The 23,381-nt window shown below is 64.6% G+C and carries 24 protein-coding genes; 16 read left to right on the forward strand and 8 right to left on the reverse strand.

The features are described 5' to 3' along the window. From catA to benD, 5 genes are all read left to right on the forward strand, one after another. Window positions 1-861: catechol 1,2-dioxygenase (gene catA / locus B0G62_RS26425; RefSeq protein WP_103707134.1), on the forward strand; the 861-nt coding region annotated here is incomplete at its 5' end. A gap of 120 nt (window positions 862-981) precedes the next feature. Beyond that, a complete protein-coding gene (locus B0G62_RS26430; protein ID WP_103707135.1) occupies window positions 982-2,340 on the forward strand; it encodes a Rieske 2Fe-2S domain-containing protein in 1,359 nt (452 codons plus the stop codon). Then, on the forward strand, window positions 2,337-2,825 hold the full coding sequence (gene benB / locus B0G62_RS26435) for a benzoate 1,2-dioxygenase small subunit (RefSeq protein WP_103707136.1): 489 nt from the start codon (window positions 2,337-2,339) through the stop codon (window positions 2,823-2,825). The genes B0G62_RS26430 and benB overlap by 4 nt, the downstream gene beginning before the upstream one ends. A 51-nt stretch (window positions 2,826-2,876) precedes the next feature. Further along, on the forward strand, window positions 2,877-3,899 hold the full coding sequence (gene benC, locus B0G62_RS26440) for a benzoate 1,2-dioxygenase electron transfer component BenC (RefSeq protein WP_103707137.1): 1,023 nt from the start codon (window positions 2,877-2,879) through the stop codon (window positions 3,897-3,899). Further along, window positions 3,896-4,672 (forward strand): benzoate diol dehydrogenase BenD, encoded by a 777-nt coding sequence (gene benD / locus B0G62_RS26445; protein WP_103707138.1) that lies wholly within the window; start codon window positions 3,896-3,898, stop codon window positions 4,670-4,672. Before benC ends, benD begins: the two co-directional genes overlap by 4 nt. 27 nt (window positions 4,673-4,699) lie before the next feature. Here benD and B0G62_RS26450 read toward each other — a convergent pair whose 3' ends face one another. Further along, window positions 4,700-5,638: a LysR family transcriptional regulator gene (locus tag B0G62_RS26450; protein WP_103707139.1), complete on the reverse strand. Its 939-nt coding sequence runs from the start codon at window positions 5,636-5,638 to the stop codon at window positions 4,700-4,702. 190 nt (window positions 5,639-5,828) lie between these two features. On the opposite strand from B0G62_RS26450, the gene B0G62_RS26455 reads away from it, so the two are divergent. From B0G62_RS26455 to B0G62_RS26460, 3 genes are read left to right on the forward strand one after another with little or no spacing between them, the layout of a single operon-like run. Beyond that, window positions 5,829-6,272 (forward strand): MarR family winged helix-turn-helix transcriptional regulator, encoded by a 444-nt coding sequence (locus B0G62_RS26455; protein WP_103707140.1) that lies wholly within the window; start codon window positions 5,829-5,831, stop codon window positions 6,270-6,272. Between the two features lie 46 nt (window positions 6,273-6,318). Next, the gene (locus B0G62_RS32535) at window positions 6,319-6,450 is read left to right on the forward strand and encodes a hypothetical protein (protein ID WP_279629771.1); all 132 of its coding nucleotides are present in this window, start codon (window positions 6,319-6,321) and stop codon (window positions 6,448-6,450) included. Between the two features lie 32 nt (window positions 6,451-6,482). Beyond that, window positions 6,483-7,172 carry a trimeric intracellular cation channel family protein gene (locus tag B0G62_RS26460; RefSeq protein ID WP_103707196.1) on the forward strand — a complete coding sequence of 230 codons (690 nt, stop codon included), beginning with the start codon at window positions 6,483-6,485 and terminating at the stop codon, window positions 7,170-7,172. On the opposite strand, the gene B0G62_RS26465 is transcribed toward B0G62_RS26460, so the two are convergent. The 5 genes from B0G62_RS26465 to B0G62_RS26485 all read right to left on the reverse strand — a co-directional run bounded on the left by B0G62_RS26465 (window position 7,136) and on the right by B0G62_RS26485 (window position 12,239). Further along, the gene (locus B0G62_RS26465) at window positions 7,136-7,726 is read right to left on the reverse strand and encodes a cysteine hydrolase family protein (protein WP_322789245.1); all 591 of its coding nucleotides are present in this window, start codon (window positions 7,724-7,726) and stop codon (window positions 7,136-7,138) included. The genes B0G62_RS26460 and B0G62_RS26465 overlap by 37 nt on opposite strands. A 27-nt stretch (window positions 7,727-7,753) precedes the next feature. Then, window positions 7,754-9,052, reverse strand: coding sequence for an MFS transporter (locus tag B0G62_RS26470; protein WP_244193381.1), 1,299 nt, complete (start codon window positions 9,050-9,052; stop codon window positions 7,754-7,756). A gap of 96 nt (window positions 9,053-9,148) precedes the next feature. Beyond that, window positions 9,149-9,589, reverse strand: coding sequence for a BON domain-containing protein (locus tag B0G62_RS26475; protein WP_244193382.1), 441 nt, complete (start codon window positions 9,587-9,589; stop codon window positions 9,149-9,151). Window positions 9,590-9,621: 32 nt separating this feature from the next. Then, complete coding sequence (locus B0G62_RS26480) at window positions 9,622-10,866, reverse strand: porin (protein WP_103707141.1); 1,245 nt, start codon at window positions 10,864-10,866, stop codon at window positions 9,622-9,624. 128 nt (window positions 10,867-10,994) lie between these two features. After that, entirely contained in the window at window positions 10,995-12,239 is a 1,245-nt protein-coding gene (locus tag B0G62_RS26485) for a M20 aminoacylase family protein (RefSeq protein ID WP_103707142.1), read from the reverse strand. 137 nt (window positions 12,240-12,376) lie between these two features. Here B0G62_RS26485 and B0G62_RS26490 point away from each other — a divergent pair, with 137 nt between their 5' ends. The 5 genes from B0G62_RS26490 (at window position 12,377) to B0G62_RS26505 (ending at window position 19,016) form a co-directional block, all read left to right on the forward strand. Then, complete coding sequence (locus tag B0G62_RS26490) at window positions 12,377-13,309, forward strand: LysR family transcriptional regulator (protein WP_103707143.1); 933 nt, start codon at window positions 12,377-12,379, stop codon at window positions 13,307-13,309. 112 nt (window positions 13,310-13,421) lie between these two features. Continuing rightward, window positions 13,422-13,556 carry a hypothetical protein gene (locus tag B0G62_RS32540; protein ID WP_279629772.1) on the forward strand — a complete coding sequence of 45 codons (135 nt, stop codon included), beginning with the start codon at window positions 13,422-13,424 and terminating at the stop codon, window positions 13,554-13,556. Between the two features lie 446 nt (window positions 13,557-14,002). Continuing rightward, a complete protein-coding gene (locus B0G62_RS26495) occupies window positions 14,003-15,106 on the forward strand; it encodes a porin (protein ID WP_244193383.1) in 1,104 nt (367 codons plus the stop codon). 178 nt (window positions 15,107-15,284) lie between these two features. Next, complete coding sequence (locus tag B0G62_RS26500; protein WP_103707144.1) at window positions 15,285-17,816, forward strand: glucose/quinate/shikimate family membrane-bound PQQ-dependent dehydrogenase; 2,532 nt, start codon at window positions 15,285-15,287, stop codon at window positions 17,814-17,816. A 123-nt stretch (window positions 17,817-17,939) separates the two neighbouring features. Next, window positions 17,940-19,016, forward strand: a complete 1,077-nt coding sequence (locus tag B0G62_RS26505) for a porin (RefSeq protein WP_103707145.1) — start codon at window positions 17,940-17,942, stop codon at window positions 19,014-19,016. A 129-nt stretch (window positions 19,017-19,145) separates the two neighbouring features. Here the strand turns inward: B0G62_RS26505 and B0G62_RS26510 are convergent, their stop codons facing one another. Beyond that, window positions 19,146-19,547, reverse strand: coding sequence for a hypothetical protein (locus B0G62_RS26510; RefSeq protein ID WP_146055365.1), 402 nt, complete (start codon window positions 19,545-19,547; stop codon window positions 19,146-19,148). A gap of 471 nt (window positions 19,548-20,018) precedes the next feature. Here B0G62_RS26510 and B0G62_RS26515 point away from each other — a divergent pair, with 471 nt between their 5' ends. The 3 genes from B0G62_RS26515 (at window position 20,019) to B0G62_RS26525 (ending at window position 22,104) form a co-directional block, all read left to right on the forward strand. Next, window positions 20,019-21,158 (forward strand): porin, encoded by a 1,140-nt coding sequence (locus tag B0G62_RS26515; protein ID WP_103707147.1) that lies wholly within the window; start codon window positions 20,019-20,021, stop codon window positions 21,156-21,158. Between the two features lie 316 nt (window positions 21,159-21,474). Beyond that, entirely contained in the window at window positions 21,475-21,705 is a 231-nt protein-coding gene (locus B0G62_RS26520; protein WP_103707148.1) for a type II toxin-antitoxin system Phd/YefM family antitoxin, read from the forward strand. A gap of 9 nt (window positions 21,706-21,714) precedes the next feature. Beyond that, window positions 21,715-22,104 (forward strand): type II toxin-antitoxin system VapC family toxin, encoded by a 390-nt coding sequence (locus tag B0G62_RS26525; protein WP_103707149.1) that lies wholly within the window; start codon window positions 21,715-21,717, stop codon window positions 22,102-22,104. 33 nt (window positions 22,105-22,137) lie between these two features. On the opposite strand, the gene B0G62_RS26530 is transcribed toward B0G62_RS26525, so the two are convergent. Further along, complete coding sequence (locus tag B0G62_RS26530; RefSeq protein ID WP_103707150.1) at window positions 22,138-23,202, reverse strand: LacI family DNA-binding transcriptional regulator; 1,065 nt, start codon at window positions 23,200-23,202, stop codon at window positions 22,138-22,140. Window positions 23,203-23,381 lie beyond the last annotated feature (179 nt).

Raw genomic sequence — 23,381 nt, forward strand, 5'->3', positions numbered from 1 at the left:
TTCCAGCAGATCGTTTATCGCCTGCTGGGCGATCTGTTCAAGGCGATCGACGATCTCGACATCACGCCCGATGAAATCTGGGCCGGCGTCAATTATCTGAACAAGCTGGGCCAGGATGGCGAAGCGGCGCTGCTCGCGGCGGGCCTCGGTCTGGAAAAATACCTCGATATCCGCATGGATGCGGAAGACAAGGCAGTGGGTCTGGACGGCGGCACGCCGCGTACCATCGAAGGCCCGTTGTACGTGGCGGGCGCGCCTGTGCGCGAAAGCCTCTCGAAGATCGACCTCGATGAAGACGCAGGCGCGGGTCCGCTTGTGATTCGCGGCACGGTCAAGGGCACGGACGGCAAGCCGGTCGCGAATGCCATCGTCGAATGCTGGCACGCCAATTCGAAAGGCTTTTATTCGCACTTCGACCCGACCGGCGCGCAAACCGATTTCAACCTGCGCGGCGCGGTCAAGACGGGTGCTGACGGCACCTACGAATTCCGCACGCTCATGCCCGTGGGCTACGGCTGCCCGCCGCACGGCGCGACGCAGCAACTGCTCAACGGTCTGGGCCGTCACGGCAATCGCCCGGCGCATGTACACTTCTTCGTCACGAGCGGCGATCATCGCAAGCTCACGACGCAGTTCAATATCGAAGGCGATCCGCTGATCTGGGATGATTTTGCCTATGCCACGCGCGAGGAACTGATCCCGCCCGTCGTCGAGAAAACCGGCGGCGCGGCGCTCGGCCTCAAGAACGACGCGTACAAGCACATTGAATTCGACTTCACGCTGACGCCCCTGCTGCAAGGCAAGGACAACCAGATCGTCCAGCGTCCGCGCGCAGCGGCCGAGGCTACCGCCACGGCTTAAGCGTCCCGCACGGCGGCAGCCGCTCCGCGCTGCCGCCACCCCCGATTCCCCCGCGAGAACCGTTCGCCACCGATGCATGCGTCCCGTGCAGGGATCGGTGTATGCACAGGGAGAGGAAACATGTCCGCCATCAACGATCACGCCAACCAACTCGATCATCTGCTGGCCACCGCCGTGCAGGACGACAGGCAAGCCGGTATTTTCCGTTGCCGTCGCGATATCTTCACCAACGCCGAGTTGTTCGAACTGGAGATGAAGCACATCTTCGAGAGCAACTGGGTATATCTGGCGCACGAAAGTCAGATCCCGAACAACAACGATTACTACACGACGTGGATTGGCCGCCAGCCTGTCGTCATCACGCGGGACAAGACCGGCGAGCTGAACGCCGTAATCAATGCCTGCGCACACAAGGGCGCGATGCTGTGCCGTCGCAAGCACGGCAACAAGGGCAGCTTCACGTGCCCGTTCCATGGCTGGACCTTCTCGAACACGGGCAAATTGCTCAAGGTGAAGGACGAAAAAACCACCGAATATCCGGTGCAGTTCAACACGCACGGTTCGCATGACCTGAAGAAGGTTGCGCGCTTCCAGAACTATCGCGGCTTCCTGTTCGGCAGCCTCAATGCCGACGCGATGCCGCTCGAAGACTATCTCGGCGAAGCGCGCGTGATTATCGACCAGATCGTCGATCAGGCGCCCGGTGGACTTGAAGTGCTGCGCGGCAATTCCTCGTATGTGTACGAGGGCAACTGGAAAATGCAGATGGAGAACGGTTGCGACGGCTATCACGTCAGCACCGTGCACTGGAATTACGCCGCCACGATGGGCCGCCGCAAGGAAGAGGGCACCAAGGCCGTCGATGCGAATAGCTGGAGCAAGTCGGTCGCGGGCGTCTACGGCTTCGAACACGGCCACATTCTGCTGTGGACCGAAACGATGAATCCCGAAGTACGTCCGGTCTACCAGCAGCGTGACGAAATCAAGGCGCGCGTGGGCGAGGTGGCGGCCGATTTCATCGTCAACCAGACGCGCAATCTGTGCCTCTATCCGAACGTGTTCCTGATGGACCAGTTCAGCACGCAGATCCGCGTGGTGCGTCCGATCAGCGTCGACAGGACCGAAGTGTCGATTTTCTGCTTCGCGCCGAAGGGTGAGAGCGCAACGGATCGCGCCACGCGTATCCGCCAGTACGAAGACTTCTTCAACGTCTCGGGCATGGGCACCGCTGACGATCTGGAAGAATTTCGCGCCTGCCAGAACGGCTATGCGGGCATCACGGCGATGTGGAACGACCTCTCGCGCGGCGCGCCGCTGTGGGTTGACGGCCCCGACGAGAACGCGAAGAAGATGGGCCTCAAGCCGCTCATTTCGGGCGAGCGCAGCGAGGACGAAGGTCTTTTCGTGTGCCAGCACGAGTACTGGGTGCGTGTGATGCAAGACGCGCTGAAGAAGGAACGTGAGGAGAACGTAGCATGAGCGCCGATTATCAAACCCTGTGCGCCGTGCTCTATCGCGAGGCGCGCCTGCTCGACGATCGTCAGTGGGACGAGTGGCTCACCTGCTACACCGAAGACGTCACCTACTGGATGCCGGCCTGGGACGACGACGATCAGCTCACCGACGACCATGAAAGCCAGATCTCGCTGATGTATTACCCGGATCGCGGCGGTCTGGAAGACCGTGTGTTCCGCATCAAGACGGAGCGCAGCGGCGCGTCCACGCCCGAGCCGCGCACGAGTCACAACGTCACCAACGTGGAAGTGCTGGCTACGCGCAATAACGAAGTGGATCTGCGCTACAACTTCCAGACGCTCAATCATCGCTATCGTACGACCGATTTCTTTTACGGCACGATGTTCGTCACGTTGCGCCAGGTCGAAGGTCAGTGGCTGATTGCCTACAAAAAGATCGTGCTGAAAAACGACTATATCCGGCAGGTTCTCGACGTTTATCACGTTTAAATCAGATTTAACGTCGAACGCATCACTATCAGGTAGTTGGAGGAGGTCCCCATGTCCAGTTTCAATATTGCGCTGAATTTCGAGGACGGCGTCACGCGCTTCATCGAATGCAAGGCCGGCGAGAAAGTTCTCGACGCGGCTTTTCGTGCCCGCATCAATCTGCCGATGGATTGCTCCGACGGCGTGTGCGGCACCTGCAAATGCAAGGCCGAAAGCGGCAGCTATGATCTTGGCGACGACTATATCGAAGACGCGTTGAGCGACGATGAAAAAGACAGCGGCCTCGTGCTCACGTGCCAGATGGTGCCGCAAAGCGATTGCGTGATTGCGGTGCCGGCGTCGTCGGCGGTGTGCAAGACGGGGCAGAGCAAGTGCGCCGCGACGGTCGCGAAGATCGAATTGCATAACGACGCAGCGGTTGTGCTGGAACTGGACGTCGATACCAATGCGCCGGTATTTCTGCCGGGTCAGTACGTCAATATCGACGTGCCCGGCAGCGGCCAGCATCGGTCGTATTCGTTTTCGTCGGCACCGGGCGACTCGAAGCTCAGCTTCCTCATCAAGAAGATCCCCGGCGGCGTGATGAGCACGTGGCTCGAAGCCGCGCAGACCGGTGACAAGCTCGAACTGATCGGGCCGCTTGGCAGCTTCTATCTGCGCGACGTGCAGCGCCCGCTGCTGTTCCTCGCGGGCGGCACGGGTCTGGCGCCGTTCCTGTCGATGCTCGAAGTGCTCGCGCGCGCGAACTCGCAGCAGAAGGTGCATCTGATCTATGGCGTGACGCGCGATCTCGATCTCGTGCAGGTCGAGGCGATCGAAGCCTATACGGCGAAGCTGGCCGGGTTCAGCTTCAGCACCGTGGTGGCGGACGAAACATCGAATCATCCGCGCAAGGGCTGGGTCACGCAGCACATTCCCGCCGATGCGCTCAACGACGGCGACGTCGACGTCTATTTGTGCGGGCCGCCGCCGATGGTCGATGCGGTGCGCAAGCACTTCGACGATAACGGTGTGAAGCCCAACAGCTTCCACTACGAGAAGTTCACTCCCAACGTCGTTCAGAAGGCGGCATGAGCATGCAACGATTCTCAGGCAAGGTCCTGGTCGTGACCGGCGCGGCCCAGGGCATCGGCCGCGGCGTGGCGCTGCGCGCGGCCGCGGAAGGCGGCAAGGTACTGTTCGTCGATCGCGCCGACTTCGTCGCTGAAGTCGCTGCGCAGGCGAGCGGCGATCACACCGCGGGCTTCGTCGCCGACCTCGAAACCTACGAAGGCGCGCGCGCTGCGATGGCCTTTGCAGCGGAGAAGTTTGGCGGCATCGACATTCTGATTAACGGCGTGGGCGGGGCGATTCGCATGCGTCCGTTCGCGGAGTTCGAGCCCGAGCAGATCGACGCGGAAATCCGCCGCTCGCTGATGCCCACGCTCTATACCTGCCACGCGGTATTGCCGCATCTGCTGGCGCGCGGCGGCGGCACGATCGTCAATATCTCGTCGAATGCCACGCGCGGGATTCGGCGCGTGCCGTATTCAGCGGCCAAGGGCGGGGTGAACGCCATCACGCAGGCGCTGGCGATGGAATACGCGGAGCACAATATCCGCGTCGTGGCGACAGCGCCGGGCGGCACCAGCGCGCCGCCGCGCCGCGTGCCGCGCAATGCCGCGGGCGACAGCGAGCAGGAAAAGGCGTGGATGAGCGAGGCCGTTAATCAGGTTACCGAATCAACGTTCTTCAAGCGCTATGGCAGTATCGACGAGCAGGTCGCGCCGATTCTGTTCCTCGCTTCGGATGAGGCGAGCTATATCACCGGATCGATATTGCCCGTCGCGGGCGGAGATACGGGTTGAAAAGCGCGGCCTGAAAGCGCGTAAAAATCAGCCCTTTTTCGCGTGCGACTCGCGATCCGTCGGGGTGTGATACTCCATGCCCTCCTCGTCGTACAGGTCGTAAATCAGTTGCAGCATGCGCTGAAGATCTTCGGACTCGTCGAGCATGCGCATGCTCATGATGATCGGCGACACCAGGTTGGCGTCGTCGAGATCCTTGTAAAGCACGTCGTCGCGCTTGAGGCCATAGACGCTCTTCGGCACGATAGAAATGCCTTCGCCCGCCGCCACCAGCCCCAGCGCCACCTGCAATTCACGCGTTTCCAGCAGGCGGCCCGGTTTGAGCGCGCGGTCGTGAAAGGCCGCCAGCACCTGGTCCGCGTAGCTCGGGCGCGGCGACTTCGGGAAAATGATCAGCGTTTCGTTAGTCAGGTCGTGCAGCGACAGCACCGTCTTCGCGTCGCCCAGCACATGGCCCAGCGGCAGCGCCACGATCATGCGCTCCTCGCGCAGCACCACGCGGCGGATGCTGGGATCTTCCAGACGAATCCGCCCGAAGCCCACGTCGATGCGGCCCTCCTTGAGCGCCTTGATCTGGTCCATCGTGGACATTTCGTTCAGGCTTAACTCGACTTCGGCGTTCTGCTGACGATAGCGCCGGATGATCTTCGGCAGCATCCCATACAGCGTCGAGCCGACAAAACCCACGCAGAGATTGCGCTCGATCTTGCCGACCCGGCGTGTCATCGATTCGAGTTCGGCGGTTTGCGCAAGCAGTTGCAAGGCGTGCTGATAGAAGAAGCGCCCCGTGTCGGTGAGCTTGAGCGGGCGCGCATTGCGCTCGAAAAGCTGCACGCTCAGGATCTCCTCCAGTTGCTGGATCTGCCGGCTCAGGGGCGGCTGCGCGATATGCAGCCGCTGCGCCGCGCGCGTGAAGCTGCGTTCTTCGGCGACCGCCACGAAGTAGCGAAGATGGCGCAACTCCATATTCCAACCTCTGGGATATTGACTCGTTAAAAAAGCGCGCTAAAGCACATCTCATTATACCTTCGAGGCATGAAGCGATGCCTCGGTTCTTTCCTGATAATAGTTGAAAGTTTCAACTATTTGGCTATACTCCCGTGCGTCGCCGGCCAGGCTTGAACTGTCAGCTGGCTTTTTCGATGGGGGTGTGCGCTTGTCCACTGGTCGGCATCCCGGCTTTCTCGCCTTCAGGCTCGATCTCGCGAGCGCGCTGCTCAGCGAGCGCGCCAACGCGATCTATCGTGAACGCTGGGGTCTCGACGTGCGGGCGCTGCGTGTGCTGCGGCTCGTCTGCGCGGAAGCGGGCATCACGCCGAAGACCGTTTCGCAGCGCGCGCTGATCGAAAAGACGCTGCTGTCGAAAACGCTCGCTGAACTCGAAGCGCGCGGCCTGATCGTGCGCGACACGCGCGCACTGGATCGCCGCAGCGTTGCGCTGAGCGGCACGCCCGAAGGCGTCGACGTGGCGCAGGCATCGGCGAAAGTCGGAGTCGATCTCGAAGGCGAACTGGCCGCTGCGCTGACGGCCAGCGAGCGCAAGACGCTCGACCGGCTGCTCGAAAAGCTTTCGGACAGCCTGCTCGATGGTGCAGTCTGAAGCGAGCGCTCGACGCACACAGCCCCCAATCTTCAAGGAGTCACCCATGACCAGATTGATCGATACGCTCGGCCCCGCGATTGGCGCGCTGCGGCCCGAACTCGAAGCGATGCGCTGCGCGGCGGCCGCATGGCTCGGCCGCGAGGCCGCAAAAGAACCGATGAGCGAGGCGGCGTGAGCATGGCACTGGGCGCGCACGTCGGCGCGCATGTGAACGCCCACACGGCGTATACGGCGCTCGATCTCATCGGCACGTTTGCCTTTGCGATCTCGGGCGCCGTGGCGGCGCGGCAGCGGCGGCTGGACCTGTTTGGCATTCTCGTCGTCACCTTCATGGTGGCGTGCGGCGGGGGCATCGTGCGCGATGTCTGTATCGGCGCGATTCCGCCTGCAGGACTGTCGAACTGGGCCTACATGGCGGTGACGGTGCTCGCGGCGCTGCTCACCATCGTCGCCTATCCGCAGGTACGGCGGCTGCGGCATCCGGTGCTGTTCTTCGACGCGATTGGCCTCGGTCTCTTCGCGGTCTCGGGTGCGCAGAAGACGTGGATCTGGACCGATAGCGCGGAGACGGCCATCGTGCTCGGCATGGTCAGCGCGGTGGGCGGCGGCGTGCTGCGCGACATCCTGCTCTCGCGCGTGCCCGCGATCCTGGAGCGCGAGATTTACGCATCGGCGGCGCTGCTGGGCGCGGCGCTCGAGGTCGGGCTGACCTATATGGACTGGTCGACGTTCTGGACTCCGTGGGTCGCGACGATCGGCTGCGTGACGCTGCGCCTGGCGTCGCTGTATTTCGGCTGGCGTCTGCCGGTGTTCGCGACGCGCGAAATCAGGAAGAAAGCGCCCGCACCGGAACAGACGGTTCAGGCAGCCGAGGAGGCGCGGCGCGAGGGGCAATAGGCGTGCCGCGTAACGCTCCTTAGAACGTGATATCCGCTGTTCGCACGGCGGTGATGCGCGGGCCGAAGCTGCGCATGCTCGACAGCGTCTGATTGTGATGCTCGCGGATCATGGCCGCCGTGGCGTGCGGCTTGTCGTGGGTCGTGGGTCGTGTGCGCGTCGGCGACGAGCGTCACCGTGAAGCCATTGGCGGCGGCGCGGCGCGTCGTCGTATCGACGCAGAACTCGCTGGCGTAGCCGCAGATCACCACATGCTGGATCGCAAGCTGCGTGAGCGTCGCGCCCAGCGCCGTATTCAGGTACGAGTCGGGCGTGCGCTTGCTGACGAAATAATCGCGGTCTTGCGCCTGCGCGGCATCGGCGATTTGCCAGGCCTCGCTACCGGGCACGAGTGTGTCGTCCTCATGCTGCACGAAGATCACGGGCACCCGTGCCGCGCGGGCGCGTTGCGTCAACTCGCGCACATTGGCGCTCACGCTTGCGGCGTCCCCCGGCAGCGGATCGGTGGCGACAAGGCCCTTCTGGAAGTCGATGACGAGCAATGCAATAGTCATAACGCGGGTCCTGAGGAAAAAGCGATTCTATCCGCTCGCCTTTTCCTGAAATAGCGCCAGTCCCACGAGACTTACGATGCCACAACCCATCACATACCACGCGGGCGCATAGAAGCTGCCCGTCGCGCGCCAGAGCGCGCCCACGGCGAGCTGCGCGAAGCCGCCGAACAGCGTCACGCCCACGGCATAGATGATGCCCAGCGAAGTCGCGCGCACTTCGGGGCGCAGCGCTTCCAGAATCATCAGGAAGCCGGCGGGGCTGGTGAGCGTCATCAGGCCGATCAGCACGATGACCACGACGAGCACCGTGCCGACAGCCGGTCTTGCCGCGATTGCGGCGAACGCGGGAAAGAGCAGGGCCAGCGAGACGACAGACCCGGCGGCGAGCAGGGACTTGCGGCGCGGCAAACGATCCGCCAGCTTGCCCGCGAAGGGCGAGCCGACGAGCAGCACCAGACCCGCCGCGCAACCGCTCGCCGATGCGGCGGCGCCCGGCATATGCAGCGTGAGCGCCAGAAACGCGGGCAGGAAGAACACGATGGTGTACATCGTGCCGGTGCCGCCGATCACCAGCATCGTGCCCGCCACGATCAGGCGCAGCGGCAGCTTGCGGCGCACGGGTGCGGCCTGGACTTCGGCATGCGCTTGCGCGGGCAAGGTATCGTCCAGCCGCGCGCGCAGGAAAAACCCCAGCGGGCCGATCGCGAGACCAATCAGAAACGGCACGCGCCAGCCCCACGCAATCAGTTGCTCATGCGAGAGCGACTTCGACAGCAGCAGCGCGATCAACGCGCCCGCGAGCGCCGCGCCGCCCTGGCTCGCCATTTGCCAGCTCACCAGCAGGCCGCGCCGGCCCTCGCGGCCCGCCTCCATCAGCAGCGTGGTGGCCGCGCCCACTTCGCCGCCCGCCGAGAAACCTTGCAACAGACGGCCGAGCACGATCAGCGCGGGCGCGGCGAGGCCGATCTGCGCGTAGGTGGGCGCCAGGCCGATCAGGCCGGTGCCCAGCGCCATCAGCAATACGGTGAGGATGAGCGCGGGCTTGCGTCCCGCGCGATCCGCATACGCGCCGATCACGACGCCACCCAGCGGACGCACGACGAAGCCCACGCCGAAGGTGGCAAGCGATATCATCAGCGAGGAGAACGCGTCGTGTGCCGGAAAAAATAACTGGCCGATGAGCGCCGAGAAGAAGCTGTAGACGGTGAAATCGAAGAATTCCAGACCGTTGCCGAGCGCAGCGGCCAGCACCATCGTGCGGCTCGTGCGGTGCTTGTGGGCAGGCGTGGCGCCCTGGGTTGCTGCGCGTTCGTGTGCGACATTCATGCGGATGCCTCGATTGCTGTGGAGCGGGTTGTCAAGCCATGGCGGCGTGGGCGAAGCGTGCGCTGTGACAGGCGGCGGCCTGCTTCGCCTGCGTGCTTACTGGCTGCCCTTGATGCCTTCGTCGTCGCGAATCACGAGTTTGGTCGTGACCGACTGCACGCCATTCACGCCTTGCGCCACCGACGCGGCCAGCTCGATCTGGCTTTCACTGGCGACCACGCCTGACAGCGTGACGACGCCATCGCGCGCCCGCACGCGGATGAAGCTCGATTTCAGCCCCTGCTTGCGCGCGGCCTTGAGCGCGTGGCGCACGTTGACGGCGAGGGCGCGGTCCGCGCCCGACGATGCCGCAACCGGCGGCGTGGCGCGTTGTATGCCTGGTTGTACGCCTGGCTGTATGCCTGGCTGGGTGCCGGATACGGCGCTGGCATTGCTGCTGCCCTGTGCGTGCGCGCTCAGGCTCACGGCCACGCATAGCGCGGCGGCAACCAGGCGCAGTGGCCCGCGCGAATTCGCCTTGATCGTATTGATGCTCATCGCCTTGTCTCCCTGGTCGAAGCGAATGGTGTTCAGAATTTGTGATACATGCCCACGAGCACGAGGTGCGGCGACTGATACATCTGCGTGCCGTTGGTGCCGGTATAGCTGTTGCTGAGGTTATCGACGGTCGGCTGCTGCGACGGATAGCGGCCATAAGCCGGCGTCGTGCCCGTGTTGTGGATCACCGCGCCACGGACGTAGAGGGCCGTGCGCTTCGAAAGGTTGTAGTCGTAGCCCAGCGTGAGGCCATACGAATGGCTGCCCGTGCCGGCCACGTCGCGATACGCCAGTTCCATGCGGAAGTCATTTCGCTGCAGATAGCGATAAAGGCCGCCCAGCGTATAGAGCGAGGCGACGCGGTCGCCGTCCAGGCGCGGCGCAAGAAAGCTGTAGCCCGCCGAGAGCACGTAATGCCCGGCGTCGTAGAGCAGGCCCGCCGCGAAGTTATCGGTGCGCACGTACTGCGAGGTGGTGAGCGCGTTCAGGCCGTAGTTGCCCAGATAGCTCAGGGTGCCGAACAGATGGCCGTCGAAGTAGTTCAGCGCGGCGGCGCGCGTGACGATGGTGGGCGCGCTGGAACTGTTGTCGTGCAGCGCCAGGGCCACCTGGGCATTGAGCGGCCCGAACCACGGCGACGAATAGCTGATCGCATTCGACAGACGGCTGGCCTCGAAGCTCGCGCCGGGGCCGAGATCATAGGTCCACGCCGTCATATAGGCGACGGTGGAGACGGTGCCCACCTGGCCGAACACGTCGATGAAGAGCGGCACGCCCACATCGTCCTGCAAGCCCAGCTTCAGTTCGCCGGTTTTGGCCGAGCCGATGCTCACCCACGCCTCGCGATTGAAGAGCGTATTGGCGGTGCCCAACTGGCCGTTCGCGGCATTAAAGCCGTTTTCCAGATCGAAGCGCACACGATAGCCCCCGCCCAGATCCTCGACGCCATACAGGCCGATCTTCGACGTCCACTCCCCGCCGCTTTGCTGCACGAACGCCGTCTGCGCGCCCTTGGTGAAACCGATCGACTGGTCCACCGCGCCGTAGAGGCGCACGCCCGGCGAGTACGCGCCGGTAGTCGCGTACGGCACGCCCTGGAAATAGTCTTCGAGAAAGAGATTCGAAGCCTGGGCCTGCGCGCCGAACGAGGCGCCGCTCACGACGGTTGCGCACGCAACGAGGCGCGCACCGTGCGCAATGCGTGTTTGCCGCGGGGCGCGGCGGTTTGCGCGTGTGCCGTCGCTCGGGATAGGAGGCGTGATGCTGCTTGCTGACATTTATGGACTCTTTAGGTTGGTCAGAAACTGCGGAGAGGGCGGCGCGCGAGGCCTTTGATGGCGCCTGCGGCGCGTCGCGTCCCGGTCTCATGAGGACGCCACGCGCGCGGATCGGGGTATCGGCTGCGTCAGTCCAGGCGTAGATAACGCTCGACGAGCGCGACGAACCACGCCGCGCCATAGGGCAGCGCATCGTCGTTGAAGTCATAGCCGGGGTTATGCACCGAACAACCGCCGAAGCTGCCCACGCCATTGCCGAGCAGCACGTAGCAGCCCGGCAGCTTCTCGGTCATCCAGGAGAAGTCCTCGCTGCCCATCACGGCGTCGGGCATCATCGTCAGGCCCGCCTGCCCGACCAGCGATTCCATGGCTTCGATGGCGAGATCGGTCGCCTTGCGCTCGTTCACGAGCGGGCGCGAGATCGCCTGGTATTCCACCGTGGCCGTCGCGCCGTAGGACTGCGCCTGCGTTTGCGCGATGCTGCGGATGCGCGACTCCAGCAGATCGCGCGTTTCGCTGTCGAGCGCGCGCACGGAAAGCTGCAGCGTCGCGCTTTCCGGAATCACGTTGCCGGCCTTGCCCGCGTGAATCGCGCCTACCGTCACCACGGCGGCGCGTGTCGGCTCGACGTTGCGCGCCACGATGCTTTGCAACGCCATCACGATGCTTGCGGACGCAACGATTGGATCGCAGCCGAGTTGCGGCATTGCGCCATGCGCGCCGCGCCCGGTGACGGTGATGGTGGCGGTGTCGGAGGAGGCCAGCATGCAGCCGTGGCGCACCGCGAAATGGCCCACCGGCAGGCCCGGCGCGTTGTGCAGCGCGAACACCTGGTCGCACGGGAAGCGCTCGAACAGACCGTCGGCGATCATGCGCGACGCGCCGCCCAGGCCTTCCTCGGCGGGCTGGAAGATCACGTTGAGCGTGCCGTCGAAGGCGGCATCGGTCGCGAGGTAGTGGGCTGCCGCCAGCAGCGTGGCCGTATGGCCGTCGTGGCCGCAGGCGTGCATGGTCTGCGCAACGGTGCTGGCGTAGGGCAGGCCGGTGTTTTCCTGGATCGGCAGCGCGTCCATGTCCGCGCGCAGGCCGATGGCGCGTTCGCCCGTGCCGCGCCGGATACGCCCCACGACGCCCGTGCCGCCGACGCCTGTTGTCACCTCATAGCCCCATTCGGCGAGCTTTTGCGCGACGAGCGTGGAGGTGCGCGTTTCGGCGAAACCCAGTTCGGGATGCGCGTGGATGTCGTGGCGGATCTGCACGTAGGGCGCGCGGCGCTCGCGAAGGGTGTCGACGAGCGCGGCGCGGGCGGCGGCTGGGGTTTCGACGGCGGTTTCGGGCGAGTTGGTGTTCGGCGTGGCGTGGGATTGCGTCATGTCTGGGTTCTCTTGACTGGCCGTACGGGCGACGGCATCTGGAGTCACAGACTAAGGACGATCGGTCAAAATAAAAAAGCAAAAATGCGTATGTCGATAACCGCTGGTAATATCCACCGCATCATGAAAATCCGCTTATGAAGATCCACCAACTGCGCGCGCTGGTCGAAATCGCCGCGACCGGCAGCATCAATGGCGCGGCGCGGCGTCTGCACGTGACCCAGCCGGCCATCACCAAGGCCGTGCGCGATCTGGAGGACGAGTGCGGCGTGCGCCTCTTTGAGCGTAATCCCTGGGGTGTCGTGCCGACCGCCGAGGGCGCCGCGTTGCTCCAGCGCGCCCGCACCGTGGTGCGCGAACTCGAACGCGCCGAGGAAGACCTCGCGCACCTCAAGGGTCAGCGCACGGGCAAGCTCGTGATCGGCGTGACGCCGATCGCGGGCACGGCGGGACTGGCCGAGGCCTTTGTCGATTTCCGCCGCCACTGGCCGCAGGTGAGCGTCGAATTCCGCGAACTGGGCTTCAACCAGTTGCGCGAGAGCCTGAGCAACCGCACGCTCGACCTCGCTTTCGCGGCGTTTCCGGGCAACCCCGGCGACGAGTCGGGCACGATCCGGCGGCTGTTCGCCTTCGAGTCCGTGTTCGTGACGCGCGCCAACGGCGCGTTCGCCCAGGCGACCTCGCTCGCGCAGTTGCAGGACGCCGAGTGGATCCACACCGACGCCACCGACAGCTACCCGGCCAATATCCGTGCGATGTTCGAGCACGCCGGGCTTGCACCGCCCCAACGCATCACGCGCTGTACCTCGTACGGCCTGCTTTACGGCCTCGCGCTCAATAACGACGCCGTGTTCGCGTGGACGCGCCATACCCTGGAGGCGGCGGAGTTGGGCCGCGCGTTCGTCGAGCTGAATCTGCCGGTGCACCCGCCCGCTTTGCAGCTGTATCTCTTCGCGCCGCCCGAGGCGCAGATCACCCGGCCCGCTGAATATTTCGTCGATTGCATTCTCGCGGTGGCCGCCGAGCGCGCCCGCAAGGGCCACGGCGGCACGGCCTTAACCGGCGGTTGATCCCCCACAACTGAAGTCACGGGTTCCAGGCGCATCGCACGGCTATCGTTGCTGGTCGGTCACGCGGGCCGGACTCGTTGCGCCCGCAAGCACGTCGAGGTGCGCGGCTTCGGTGCCCGGCATCGCGCTCGCGTTGAAGATGGACGCGGTGAGCCTGGTCGCCCGTCCCGTCATCGAAACGCGGCGCGAGCGGGTGGAACTGCCGTTCTTTCCCGAGCCGCCCGCGCTGCGTTGGCGGCCGCGCTGAAATAAAAAAGTAAGGTGCGGAACGTGCTACCCCTGCAAGCCGGGTAGCGACTTGATCCATCGGCTCAGGGAATCGGGCATAACCCCGTGCGGGTTTTGCCCGATTGCGTAAAGATGGATGCGATTTTTGCCCCGGACTGCTATAGTCCGACCCCGTTGCGACCAGCCAGAAAGCACCATTCCAGATGACGCGCTATATTTTTCGGGCGTTATGTGTTTCTGCGGTACGCATCGAATAAAGCGGTGCCGCCGGGCACAGCGCGGAGCATCCCCAGCGGAGCGGGTTGAGTCGCCCCGTGACATTGCTTTCGCCACGGCCTTTTTTGGGACAACCGAACCTGGCTTCACGGACTGCAAAGGCGCTCAGTGCGCAGCGAAGCCACGCAAGTGGCCTCAGGCGGCCCGGCCGGCACGGACAACGAAAGAAGAATCCACCTGGGAGCTGACGTGAAAAATCAACTGGGCGCCATCGTCCTGCTAGCAGCCAGCACCGCCGCCTCGGCGCAATCGAGCGTGACACTCTACGGCCGCGTCGACGGCGGTGTCGAATATCTGAATCACATTGCCAACGGCAACGGCGGCACTTCGAGCCGCTGGAGCGCGGAAGGCGGCGACTGGGGCACCAGCATGCTGGGCTTCAAGGGCACCGAGGATCTGGGCGGCGGCACCACGGCGCTGTTCGACCTCGAAACCGCGCTGCAGATCATGAACGGCACCTCGGGCGGCGGCAAGCTGTTCTCGCGCCGCGCCTATGTCGGGCTGAAAAACGATACGTGGGGCCAACTGCAGGCCGGCCGCAATCTCTTCATCGACAGCGACGGCGTGTGGGAATTCGACCCGTTCGTGCAGCAGGCGGTGTCGTCGGCGTCGCTCGTGCGTGGTCGCAACTGGCAGCAGACCAGCAATAACGTCGAGTACCACAGCCCCGTGTGGCACGGTCTCGACGTGCAAGGCCAGTACGCCTTCGGCAACCAGACGAGCGGCTTCAACAATGGCGCCGACGGCGACTTTGGCCGCTCGGACGGCATCATGCTGACGTACCACTCGCCGCTCTTCGACGTGCGCGGCATCTACGACGAGCTGCGCGATTCCAGCGGCCGTTTCTCCAACATCTTCACGGCTTCGCGCGAGTACTTCGCGGGCGGCAACCTGCGCCTGGACAAGTGGAAGATCCAGGCGGCCTACACGCACTACTCGGCGCCCGATTCGCCGATGGGCGTGGCCGACAGCGCCGATCACTACTGGCTTGGCGCGACCTATCAGGCTACGCCCAAGTGGGCCGTCACGGCAGCGGGCTTCTACATTCACGTGGGCGAGGGCAGCGGCGACGCTTCGCACGATCCGGGCAGCCACGCCATGCTGTACGCGCTCGGCACCACCTATAACCTGAGCAAGCGCACCTTCCTGTACGGCACGGTCGCTTACGTGGACAACAGCAAGAACGGCAACTTCTCGGTGTTCGCGACGCCGCGCGATTCCAGCTCGCCGACCAGCCCGAACGTGGGCGAGTCGCAGACCGGCGCGTACGTCGGGATGATGCACGTCTTCTAAAGCTTTTAGAGCTTCAAAAGCAACTGGCTTTTTCGCGGAGCGTTTTCCGCATAGCCGGCCACTGCGGGCGTAGCGCAGCGGCTGGACGACTCGCCGGCGTTCGCGCCGGCGCGCCTCGCCGCAGGCATCGTGTGACAGGCGATGTAGGCGGCGTCCTCAAAAGAAGGTTGAGATCATCATGTCCAGATCAAGAGAATCATCATCGTCGCCGGGGTTCATCGGCGTCATCACCCTGCTATTTATTGCGCTTACATCGCTCTTTTTGCTGATAGGCGGGGCGTATTTGCTCTCGCTCGGCGGCTCGGCGTATTACGTCGTGACCGGCGTCGTGCTGCTGGCTGTCACGTGGCTGCTCTACCGTCGCAGTCCCACCGCGCTCGTGCTCTACGCGCTCGTGCTCGTGGGCACCGCCATCTGGTCGCTGTGGGAGTCGGGTCCCGACTTCTGGGCGCTCGCGCCCCGTTCGGGCGTGCTCGTCGTGTTCGGCGTGTGGCTGCTGCTGCTCGTGAGCTGGCGTCTCGAAGCGCCGCGCAAGCTGGGCGTGCAGTCGCTCGTCGGCGCGCTCGTGATCTGGGCCGGCGTGCTCGTGTATGCCTGCTTCAATGATCCGCAGACCGTCAACGGCACGATCGCGTCGTCCACGGGTTCGCTCGCGGCCAACGCGCAAGGCATCGACGCCTCGGACTGGCCCGCTTACGGCCGTACCCAGGAAGGCACGCGCTACGCGCCGCTGCAGCAGATCACGCCGGATAACGTCAAGAACCTGCAGGTGGCCTGGACGTTCCGCACGGGCGACATGAAAGGCCCGAACGATCCGGTCGAAATCACCAACGAAGTCACGCCGATCAAGATCGGCAATCTGCTCTACCTGTGCTCGCCGCACCAGAAGCTCTTCGCGCTCGACGCGCAGAGCGGCGCGCTCAAGTGGACCTTCGATCCGAAGCTCAAGACCGATCCGTCGTTCCAGCACGTGACCTGCCGCGGCGTGTCGTATGTCGACCTGTCGGCGAACGCCGCAGCGCCGGCCACGGCGGCTCCGGCTAGCGATGCTGCTGCCGCGGCTTCGGACGCGGCTGCTTCGGCACCGGTTGCCGCTGCCAGCGACGCGGCCGCATCGGCCGCCACGGCTGCGGCTTCCGCCACGCCGGCCAGCGACGCTGCGGCTCCGGTCGCCGCGACGACGACGGGCGCCTGCTCGCGCCGTATCTATCTGCCGGTCAACGACGGCCACCTGTACGCGCTCGACGCGCTGACGGGCGAGCGCTGCGCGGGCTTCGCCAACAACGGCGATCTCGATCTGCAGCACGCGATGCCGGTCACGACGGCGGGCATGTACGAGCCGACGTCGCCGCCGATCGTCACCGGCAAGGTGATCATCGTCGCGGGCGCGGTTGAGGATAACTTCTCGAACCGCGAACCGTCGGGCGTGATCCGCGGCTTCGACGTGCGCACGGGCGAACTCCTGTGGGCATTCGATCCGGGCGCGAAGGACCCGAACCACATCCCGGGCCCGGGCGAGCACTACACGTGGAACTCGCCGAACTCGTGGGCGCCGGCCGCCTACGATGCGAAGCTCGACATCGTCTATCTGCCGATGGGCGTGCGCACCCCGGACATCTGGGGCGGCGACCGCACGCCGGAGATGGAGCGCTATGCGAGCGGCCTGCTCGCGCTGCACGCAACGACCGGCAAGCTGGCCTGGTTCTACCAGACCGCTCACCATGACCTCTGGGACATGGACATGCCGTCGCAGCCGACGCTCGCCGACATCACGACCAAGGACGGCAAGACGGTGCCGGTCGTGTACGGCCCGGCCAAGACCGGCAATCTGTTCGTGCTCGACCGCCGTACCGGCGAAACCGTCGTGCCCGCGCCCGAACTGCCGGTGCCGCAAGGCGCGGCGCCTGGCGACCGCACGTCGCCGACGCAGCCGTTCTCGGACCTCACGTTCCGTCCGAAGAACCTCCTCACGGACAAGGACATGTGGGGCGCGACGATGTACGACCAACTGGTCTGCCGCGTGATGTTCCACAAGCTGCGCTATGAAGGCACCTTCACGCCGCCGTCGCTGCAAGGCACGCTGGTGTTCCCGGGCAACCTGGGCATGTTCGAGTGGGGCGGCATTGCGCTCGACACCGATCGTCAGATCGCCATCGCCAACCCGATCGCGCTGCCGTTCGTGTCGCGTCTGATCCCGCGCGGTCCGGGCAATCCGCAGGAACCGGAAGCGGGCGCCAAGGGCAGCGGCACGGAATCGGGCATCCAGCCGCAGTACGGCGTGCCGTACGGCGTGACGCTGAACCCGTTCCTCTCGCCGTTCGGCCTGCCGTGCAAGCAGCCGGCATGGGGCTACATCGCCGGTATCGACCTGAAGACCAACGAGATCGTCTGGAAGAAGCGTATCGGCACGGTGCGTGACAGCTCGCCGATCCCACTGCCGTTCAAGATGGGCATGCCGATGCTGGGCGGCCCGATGATCACGGCCGGCGGTGTGGCGTTCATCGGCGCGACCGCGGACAACTTCATCCGCGCGTTCGACGTGAACAACGGCAAGCAACTCTGGGAAGCCCGCCTGCCGGCAGGCGGCCAGGCCACGCCGATGAGCTACTCGATCAACGGCAAGCAGTACGTCGTGATCGCGGCTGGCGGCCACGGCTCGTTCGGCACCAAGCTCGGCGACTACGTGATCGCTTACGCGCTGCCGAACTAGGGCGCGTTGATGTAAAACACCGTGCGCCGCGAGCGAGTTCTGTGCCTCGCGACGCACGGTACAACACCGGAAGCGGCATGCCTGGCATGCCGCTTTTTTTGTCCGCTTTTTCCTGTTCTCGACATGAGCCAACTCTCCAACGCGAGCCGTGTCTCGCGCCGTTCCGGCGCAGGCTGGCGCAAGGCGCGCGACGCTTCGCGCGTGGCGCTGACCGCGCTGGCGGCCCATGCCATCGGCGCACATGCGCAAAGCTCGGTCACGCTGTATGGCGCGCTCGACACGAGCATCGAAATCACCAATCCTGGCTCGGGCTACGTCGCGCGCATGGACTCGGGCGCGTATCGCGGCTCGCGCGTGGGCCTGCGCGGCGCGGAAGATATCGGCAACGGGCTGAAGATCCTGTTCGATCTGGAAAATGGCTTCAGCTCCGGCAACGGCACACTGGCCGTGAGCAACACGATCTTCAACCGCCAGGCGTGGATCGGCCTCGGCACGCCGTACGGCACGCTGCGCATGGGCCGCCAGTATTCGCCCATCTATATTCCGTTCAAGGGCGGACTGGACGCGTTCGGCGCCGGCACGATTGCCTCGGGCCTCGACAATCTCTCGAAGATCACGCCCTACGAGAGCAATGCGATCACGTATCTCTCGCCCGAATTCCACGGCTTTTCGACCACGTTGATGGCCTCGATGCGCGATTCGACCGATGGCGACGGCAATGGCATCGCCGGCAATATCGAAACTTTCGCGTATCGCAACGGCCCGTTCCGCGTCTCGTACGCGCATCAGCAGACGCACGGCGATGGCGCGCTGCGCGCCAACCTGGGCGGCGTCTCCTACGTGTACGGTCCGCTGACGGGCTTTCTTTCGTTCTTCAACGGCGATGGCGGCACACCCGGCTATCACAACGACGGCGTGTCGATCTCGGCGCGCTATGGCGTCAATGCGCGCTTTCGCGCCTCGCTGGGTTACACGTATCTGCGCGACCGTTCAGGCGGCGACGACAACGCCGACCAGTTCAGCGCCGCCTGCGAGTACGACCTGAGCAAGCGTGTGCTGCTCTACGCGAGCGCGGGCTGGCTGCGCAATCGCGGGCAAGGCGAATTCACGCTCAAGGGTGTGAACGTGACGGGCCTCGCGCCGTCGTGGCCGGGCGCGTCGGTGCGTGGCGTGCAGTTCGGCATGATCGACCGGTTTTAAAGTCGGTGCATTCACTTCAATTGAGCGGGATGCCGGTGGGATGCAGGTATTTCGCAATGGTCAATCGAAATCTTGCCGTGACCCTGGCTAGCCCCTTCACCGAAACAGCCCCCAGCGGACGTTAAAAGTTCAGTGGAAGGTGGCGCAAAGCCGGTCGATCGGCACGACGATCAATAGACAGGACGAGAAGGCCAGGCCCACGGTGAAGGCGACTGCAGCAGTCGCGCCGCACCATGCGATAAAACGGGCGGGATCGCGCTTGCCCGGTACCTGCGTCGCAATGAGCCGCCAGGCGCGGCCCGTCCGGACGGCGATGACGATCGCCGCCACCAGCGCGACCAGCGACGCGCCATCGACGATCCGCTCGACCTGCGGCCAGGTCAGCGTACCGTTGCGCTGGAAGTCGTCGCAGCCGTTCGAGATGAGCGTCACGCACAACGCGAGATGCAGCAGCCAGATGAGCGGCACACCGGCCAGCCCGAGCCAGATAGCGGTGCGGCCGGGCTGTGGTAACTGGAGATCCTCTTCCATCCCGGTTTGTCCTTTTTGCCTGATGTTTTCGATGGGCGCAATGAAAGCCATAGCATACGGTGAGCAGATTACGTGCCCAGGACGCGTGAACCCACCTGCAACGCGCACGTCGCGCGCACGCGACAGGTGACCCCCGCCTGCTTGACCGACCGCATGGACGGTCGGCGTGTTGAGCGCCGTCGGAATCCGCGCGCAGAAGCCCGGATCGGCTCTCACATTACATAACCACGCGGCCATCCCGACGATCTGACCATTTCATCTGGTCATAACGTTAGCGCTAGCGCAATCCCCCACTGGAAACAACGTTAGAGACGGGGCGCATTTTCCCTGGCGCGCAAAGGCGCCGCAGCGTCCGCGGCCGTTCCTATAATCGGCTCCCGAAGTGCCTGCTGGCATTTCAGCTTGCTGCGAGGGAAAGCCCTGCGCAGCCGGGACGTGGTTTGGAGACAGACGAAAAATATAGGATACCTGATGAAAAGGACGCTTATTGGCCTTGCCGTTCTGGCGACGGCCTCATCCGCTGCCCATGCGCAAAGCCAGGTCACGCTTTATGGCCGCATCGACAACGGCATCCAGTACGAAACCGGCTTGCCGGGCAACAAGCACGCGGTCAGCGCGGAAAGCGGCGACTGGGGCTGCTCGTGGTTCGGGCTGGAAGGTGCGGAGGATATCGGCGGCGGCACGAAGGCCATCTTCAAGCTGGAAGGGCAACTGAATACGCAAAACGGTCAGTCCGCAGGCGCGTTGTTCGGCCGTCATGCCATCGTGGGCTTCGACAACGATCGCTACGGCACCTTCAAGATGGGCAACCTGGGCGCAGGAGAAATCTCGCAGGACAGTTGGGGCGCCGATCCGCAACTGATGCAGCGCTACGCCATCGCGACGCTGGTGCGCGGACGCAACTGGGCGAGCGCCGCGAACGGCTTCGAATACCAGACGCCGAGCTGGAGCGGCTTCCAGATGCGTGGTCAATATGCGCTCACCAACAACACCAAATGGAATGCGGCGTCGACGCCCACCGGCCAGGGCCGTACGGACGGTATCGAAGCGGTCTACTCCTACGGTCTGGGCGACTTCCGCGTGATCTACGATGAAGTGCGCGGCGCCGACGGCACCTTCAACGACGTTTATCAGCACTCGCGCTCGATCCTCGCGGGCGGCACGCTGGTGTTCGGCCCGGTCAAGTTCTACGCGGGCTACCAGCACCTGAGCGCGCCGAACGCCACCAACGCGAGCGTGGGCGTGACCGACGCCTCGCAACCGGACGGGGTTTCCGCGCCGACCGCCGTGGATCACGAATGGGTTGGCGCCGCTTGGCAGATCAACGCTGCCGCGGCGATCACGGCGGCGGTCTTCCACGCCAACGCCAACCATGGCAATGGCAACGCCACGCTCTACACGCTGGGCGGCACCTACAACCTGTCCAAGCGCACCTTCCTTTATACGGAAGCGGGTTACGTGCACAACAGCTCGACGTCGAACATCAACCTCGGCAATGGCTCGTACGGCAACAACGATTACGATCCGACGACGGGTTCGTCGGCGAACGGCAACCCCAACTACGGTCAGGGTCAGTTCGGCGTATTCGCGGGCGTGATGCATCTGTTCTGATTCGGGCAGAACGGATGTCATCACAAGTCGGTAAGCAGTACCAGCCAACCATCTGAAGATCCTCATGGACAGGCGCGGCCAGCATTGGCCCGCGCCGCGCCGGCGCGGTCGTTCTCCTCCAACCCTGACGCGCCGGCGTCCTTTTTTCACCCCTCGCGCATGGGGAATACCCCTGCCCAGGTGCGCTTGAAGCGCGTCACGATCACATGCTATCTTGCGGACGTTAGCGATAACGTTTCAGGCGCGCGACGTATCGTTGCGAATTCCGATTTGCGAAAACCATAATCAGGCGCGCCGGCAAGCTGGAGATCCCTCAATGGAAAAGCGCGTGTCCAAAGCGATGTTCAAGGCCAAGGCCTGTGAACTGTTCCGGCAGGTCGAATTGCTCGGCGAGAGCGTAGTGGTCACCGACCGCGGCGAGCCGACCATCGAGATCCGGCCTTATCGCGCGAAGCGTAAAAGCCCGCTCGAAGCGCTGCGCGCCTCCATCGTCCATTGCGATATCGAGGGGCCTGCCAAGCCTTCCAATTTGCCGCGCAGCGAATAGCGCCCGGCCATGATTGCTCTCGACACCTGCGCGCTGGTCTACTGGCTGCGCGGCGATCAGGCGTTGAGCGAGCGTGCGCGAGCCGCGATCGAAGGTGCGCTGGACGGCTCGGAAGTGCTGATCTCGGCCATCAGCATGCTGGAGGTGGCGCAGTTCGTGGAGAACGGACAGCTTGCGCTATCGATGGATACGCGACGCTGGCTGGCCACGCTCGCCTCGCTGGAGGGCGTGCGCATGGTGGCCGTGGACACGGCCATCGCGGTGCGCGCCACCACGATGTCGCCGCAACTGCCGCCACCCCAGCGCCTCATCGCCGCGACCGCCCGCACCCTGGGCGTGCCGCTCGTGACGCCTGACGCCCGCATGCGCGAGCTCACGCATCTCGACATCATCTGGTAACTGCGTGGATGCGCAGTTAATTCGACATCCTTCCTAATTTTTTGCGTGCGCGCGGCTGTTGCGCGAGGCGGCGCCGGCGCGCCGGCTGTGTTGCGGCACCTGCGCCGTGCTCTGGCGCACCACCAGTTCGGCGGGGAAGGTCGTGCGCTGCACCACGGCGTCGTTGCCCGCGATCTGTGCGAGCAGGGCGTTGACGGCGGAACTCGACATCTGCTGGAACGGCTGGCGCACGGTGGTCAGGGCTGGGTGAAACTGCTCGGCCATCGGGATATCGTCGAAGCCCACTACGGACACGTCGTCGGGTACGCGCAGGCCGGCTTCGCGCACCGCCGCGATCGCGCCGAACGCACTCTGGTCGTTGGCCGTGAAAATCGCCGTGGGCGGATCGGGCAGTTTGAGCAGGCCCGACGCCACCTCGAACGCGGTCATCTGCGAGAGATCGCCGCTCACGACCAGCGCCGGGTCGCGCGCCAGGCCTCGGCGAGCCAACGTATCGTGATAACCGCGTTGCCGGTCGCGCACGCCTTCGATCGCCTCGTCGCCGCCCAGAAACGCAATGCGCGTGTGGCCGAGCGTAATCAGATGCTCGACCGCCATGCAAGCGCCGCCGTAGTTATCGACCGATACCGAAGGGAAGCGGTTGAGCGTGCCGCGCTGATCGACCACCACCACGGGCACATGGGCGGCGGCGAGCGCGTCGAGGCACATGGTCTCGCGCGGCAGGATCACGAGCAGGCCGTCCGAGAATTGCCGCACCAGCTTGATGAGTTCCTGGTGCGAGTGGCTGTCGTCCGAAACGGTGTATACCAGCACTTCGCAGCCCGCCGCGCGCGCGGCGCGGCCCGCGCCCAGGATCAACTCGCTGGAGAACTGCGTGTCGAGCGTGGGCGTCATGATGCCGATGATGCCGTTGCGGCCGCCCGAGAGCTTTTGCGCGGTGCGGTTGACGACATAGCCGATGTCCGAGGCGATGCGCAGCACTTCGTCGCGGGTTTCGCGCGAGACGCCGGGGCGTCCGTTGAGCGCGCGCGAGGCCGTCATCTGGGACACGCCGGCCAGCCGCGCGACATCCGCCAGCGTGGGATTTTGCTTGGTCATGCGACGAGCTTGTTATGAAGGAGTGTGCAGCGCATCCAGGACGATTGCTGGTAGCGCTATCGTTACAGTGGAATTCATTCTAGCAGAAGGCCGCGCGCCCTCCCTCAGCCGTTCGCCACGTTGCTGCGCGGGCGTTGTACGGATACAGCAGTGGCGCGCAGTAGTGTATTGCTTGCGGG

It is taken from the genome of Paraburkholderia eburnea, from assembly GCF_002917095.1.
In the GTDB taxonomy this organism is placed as follows: domain Bacteria; phylum Pseudomonadota; class Gammaproteobacteria; order Burkholderiales; family Burkholderiaceae; genus Paraburkholderia; species Paraburkholderia eburnea.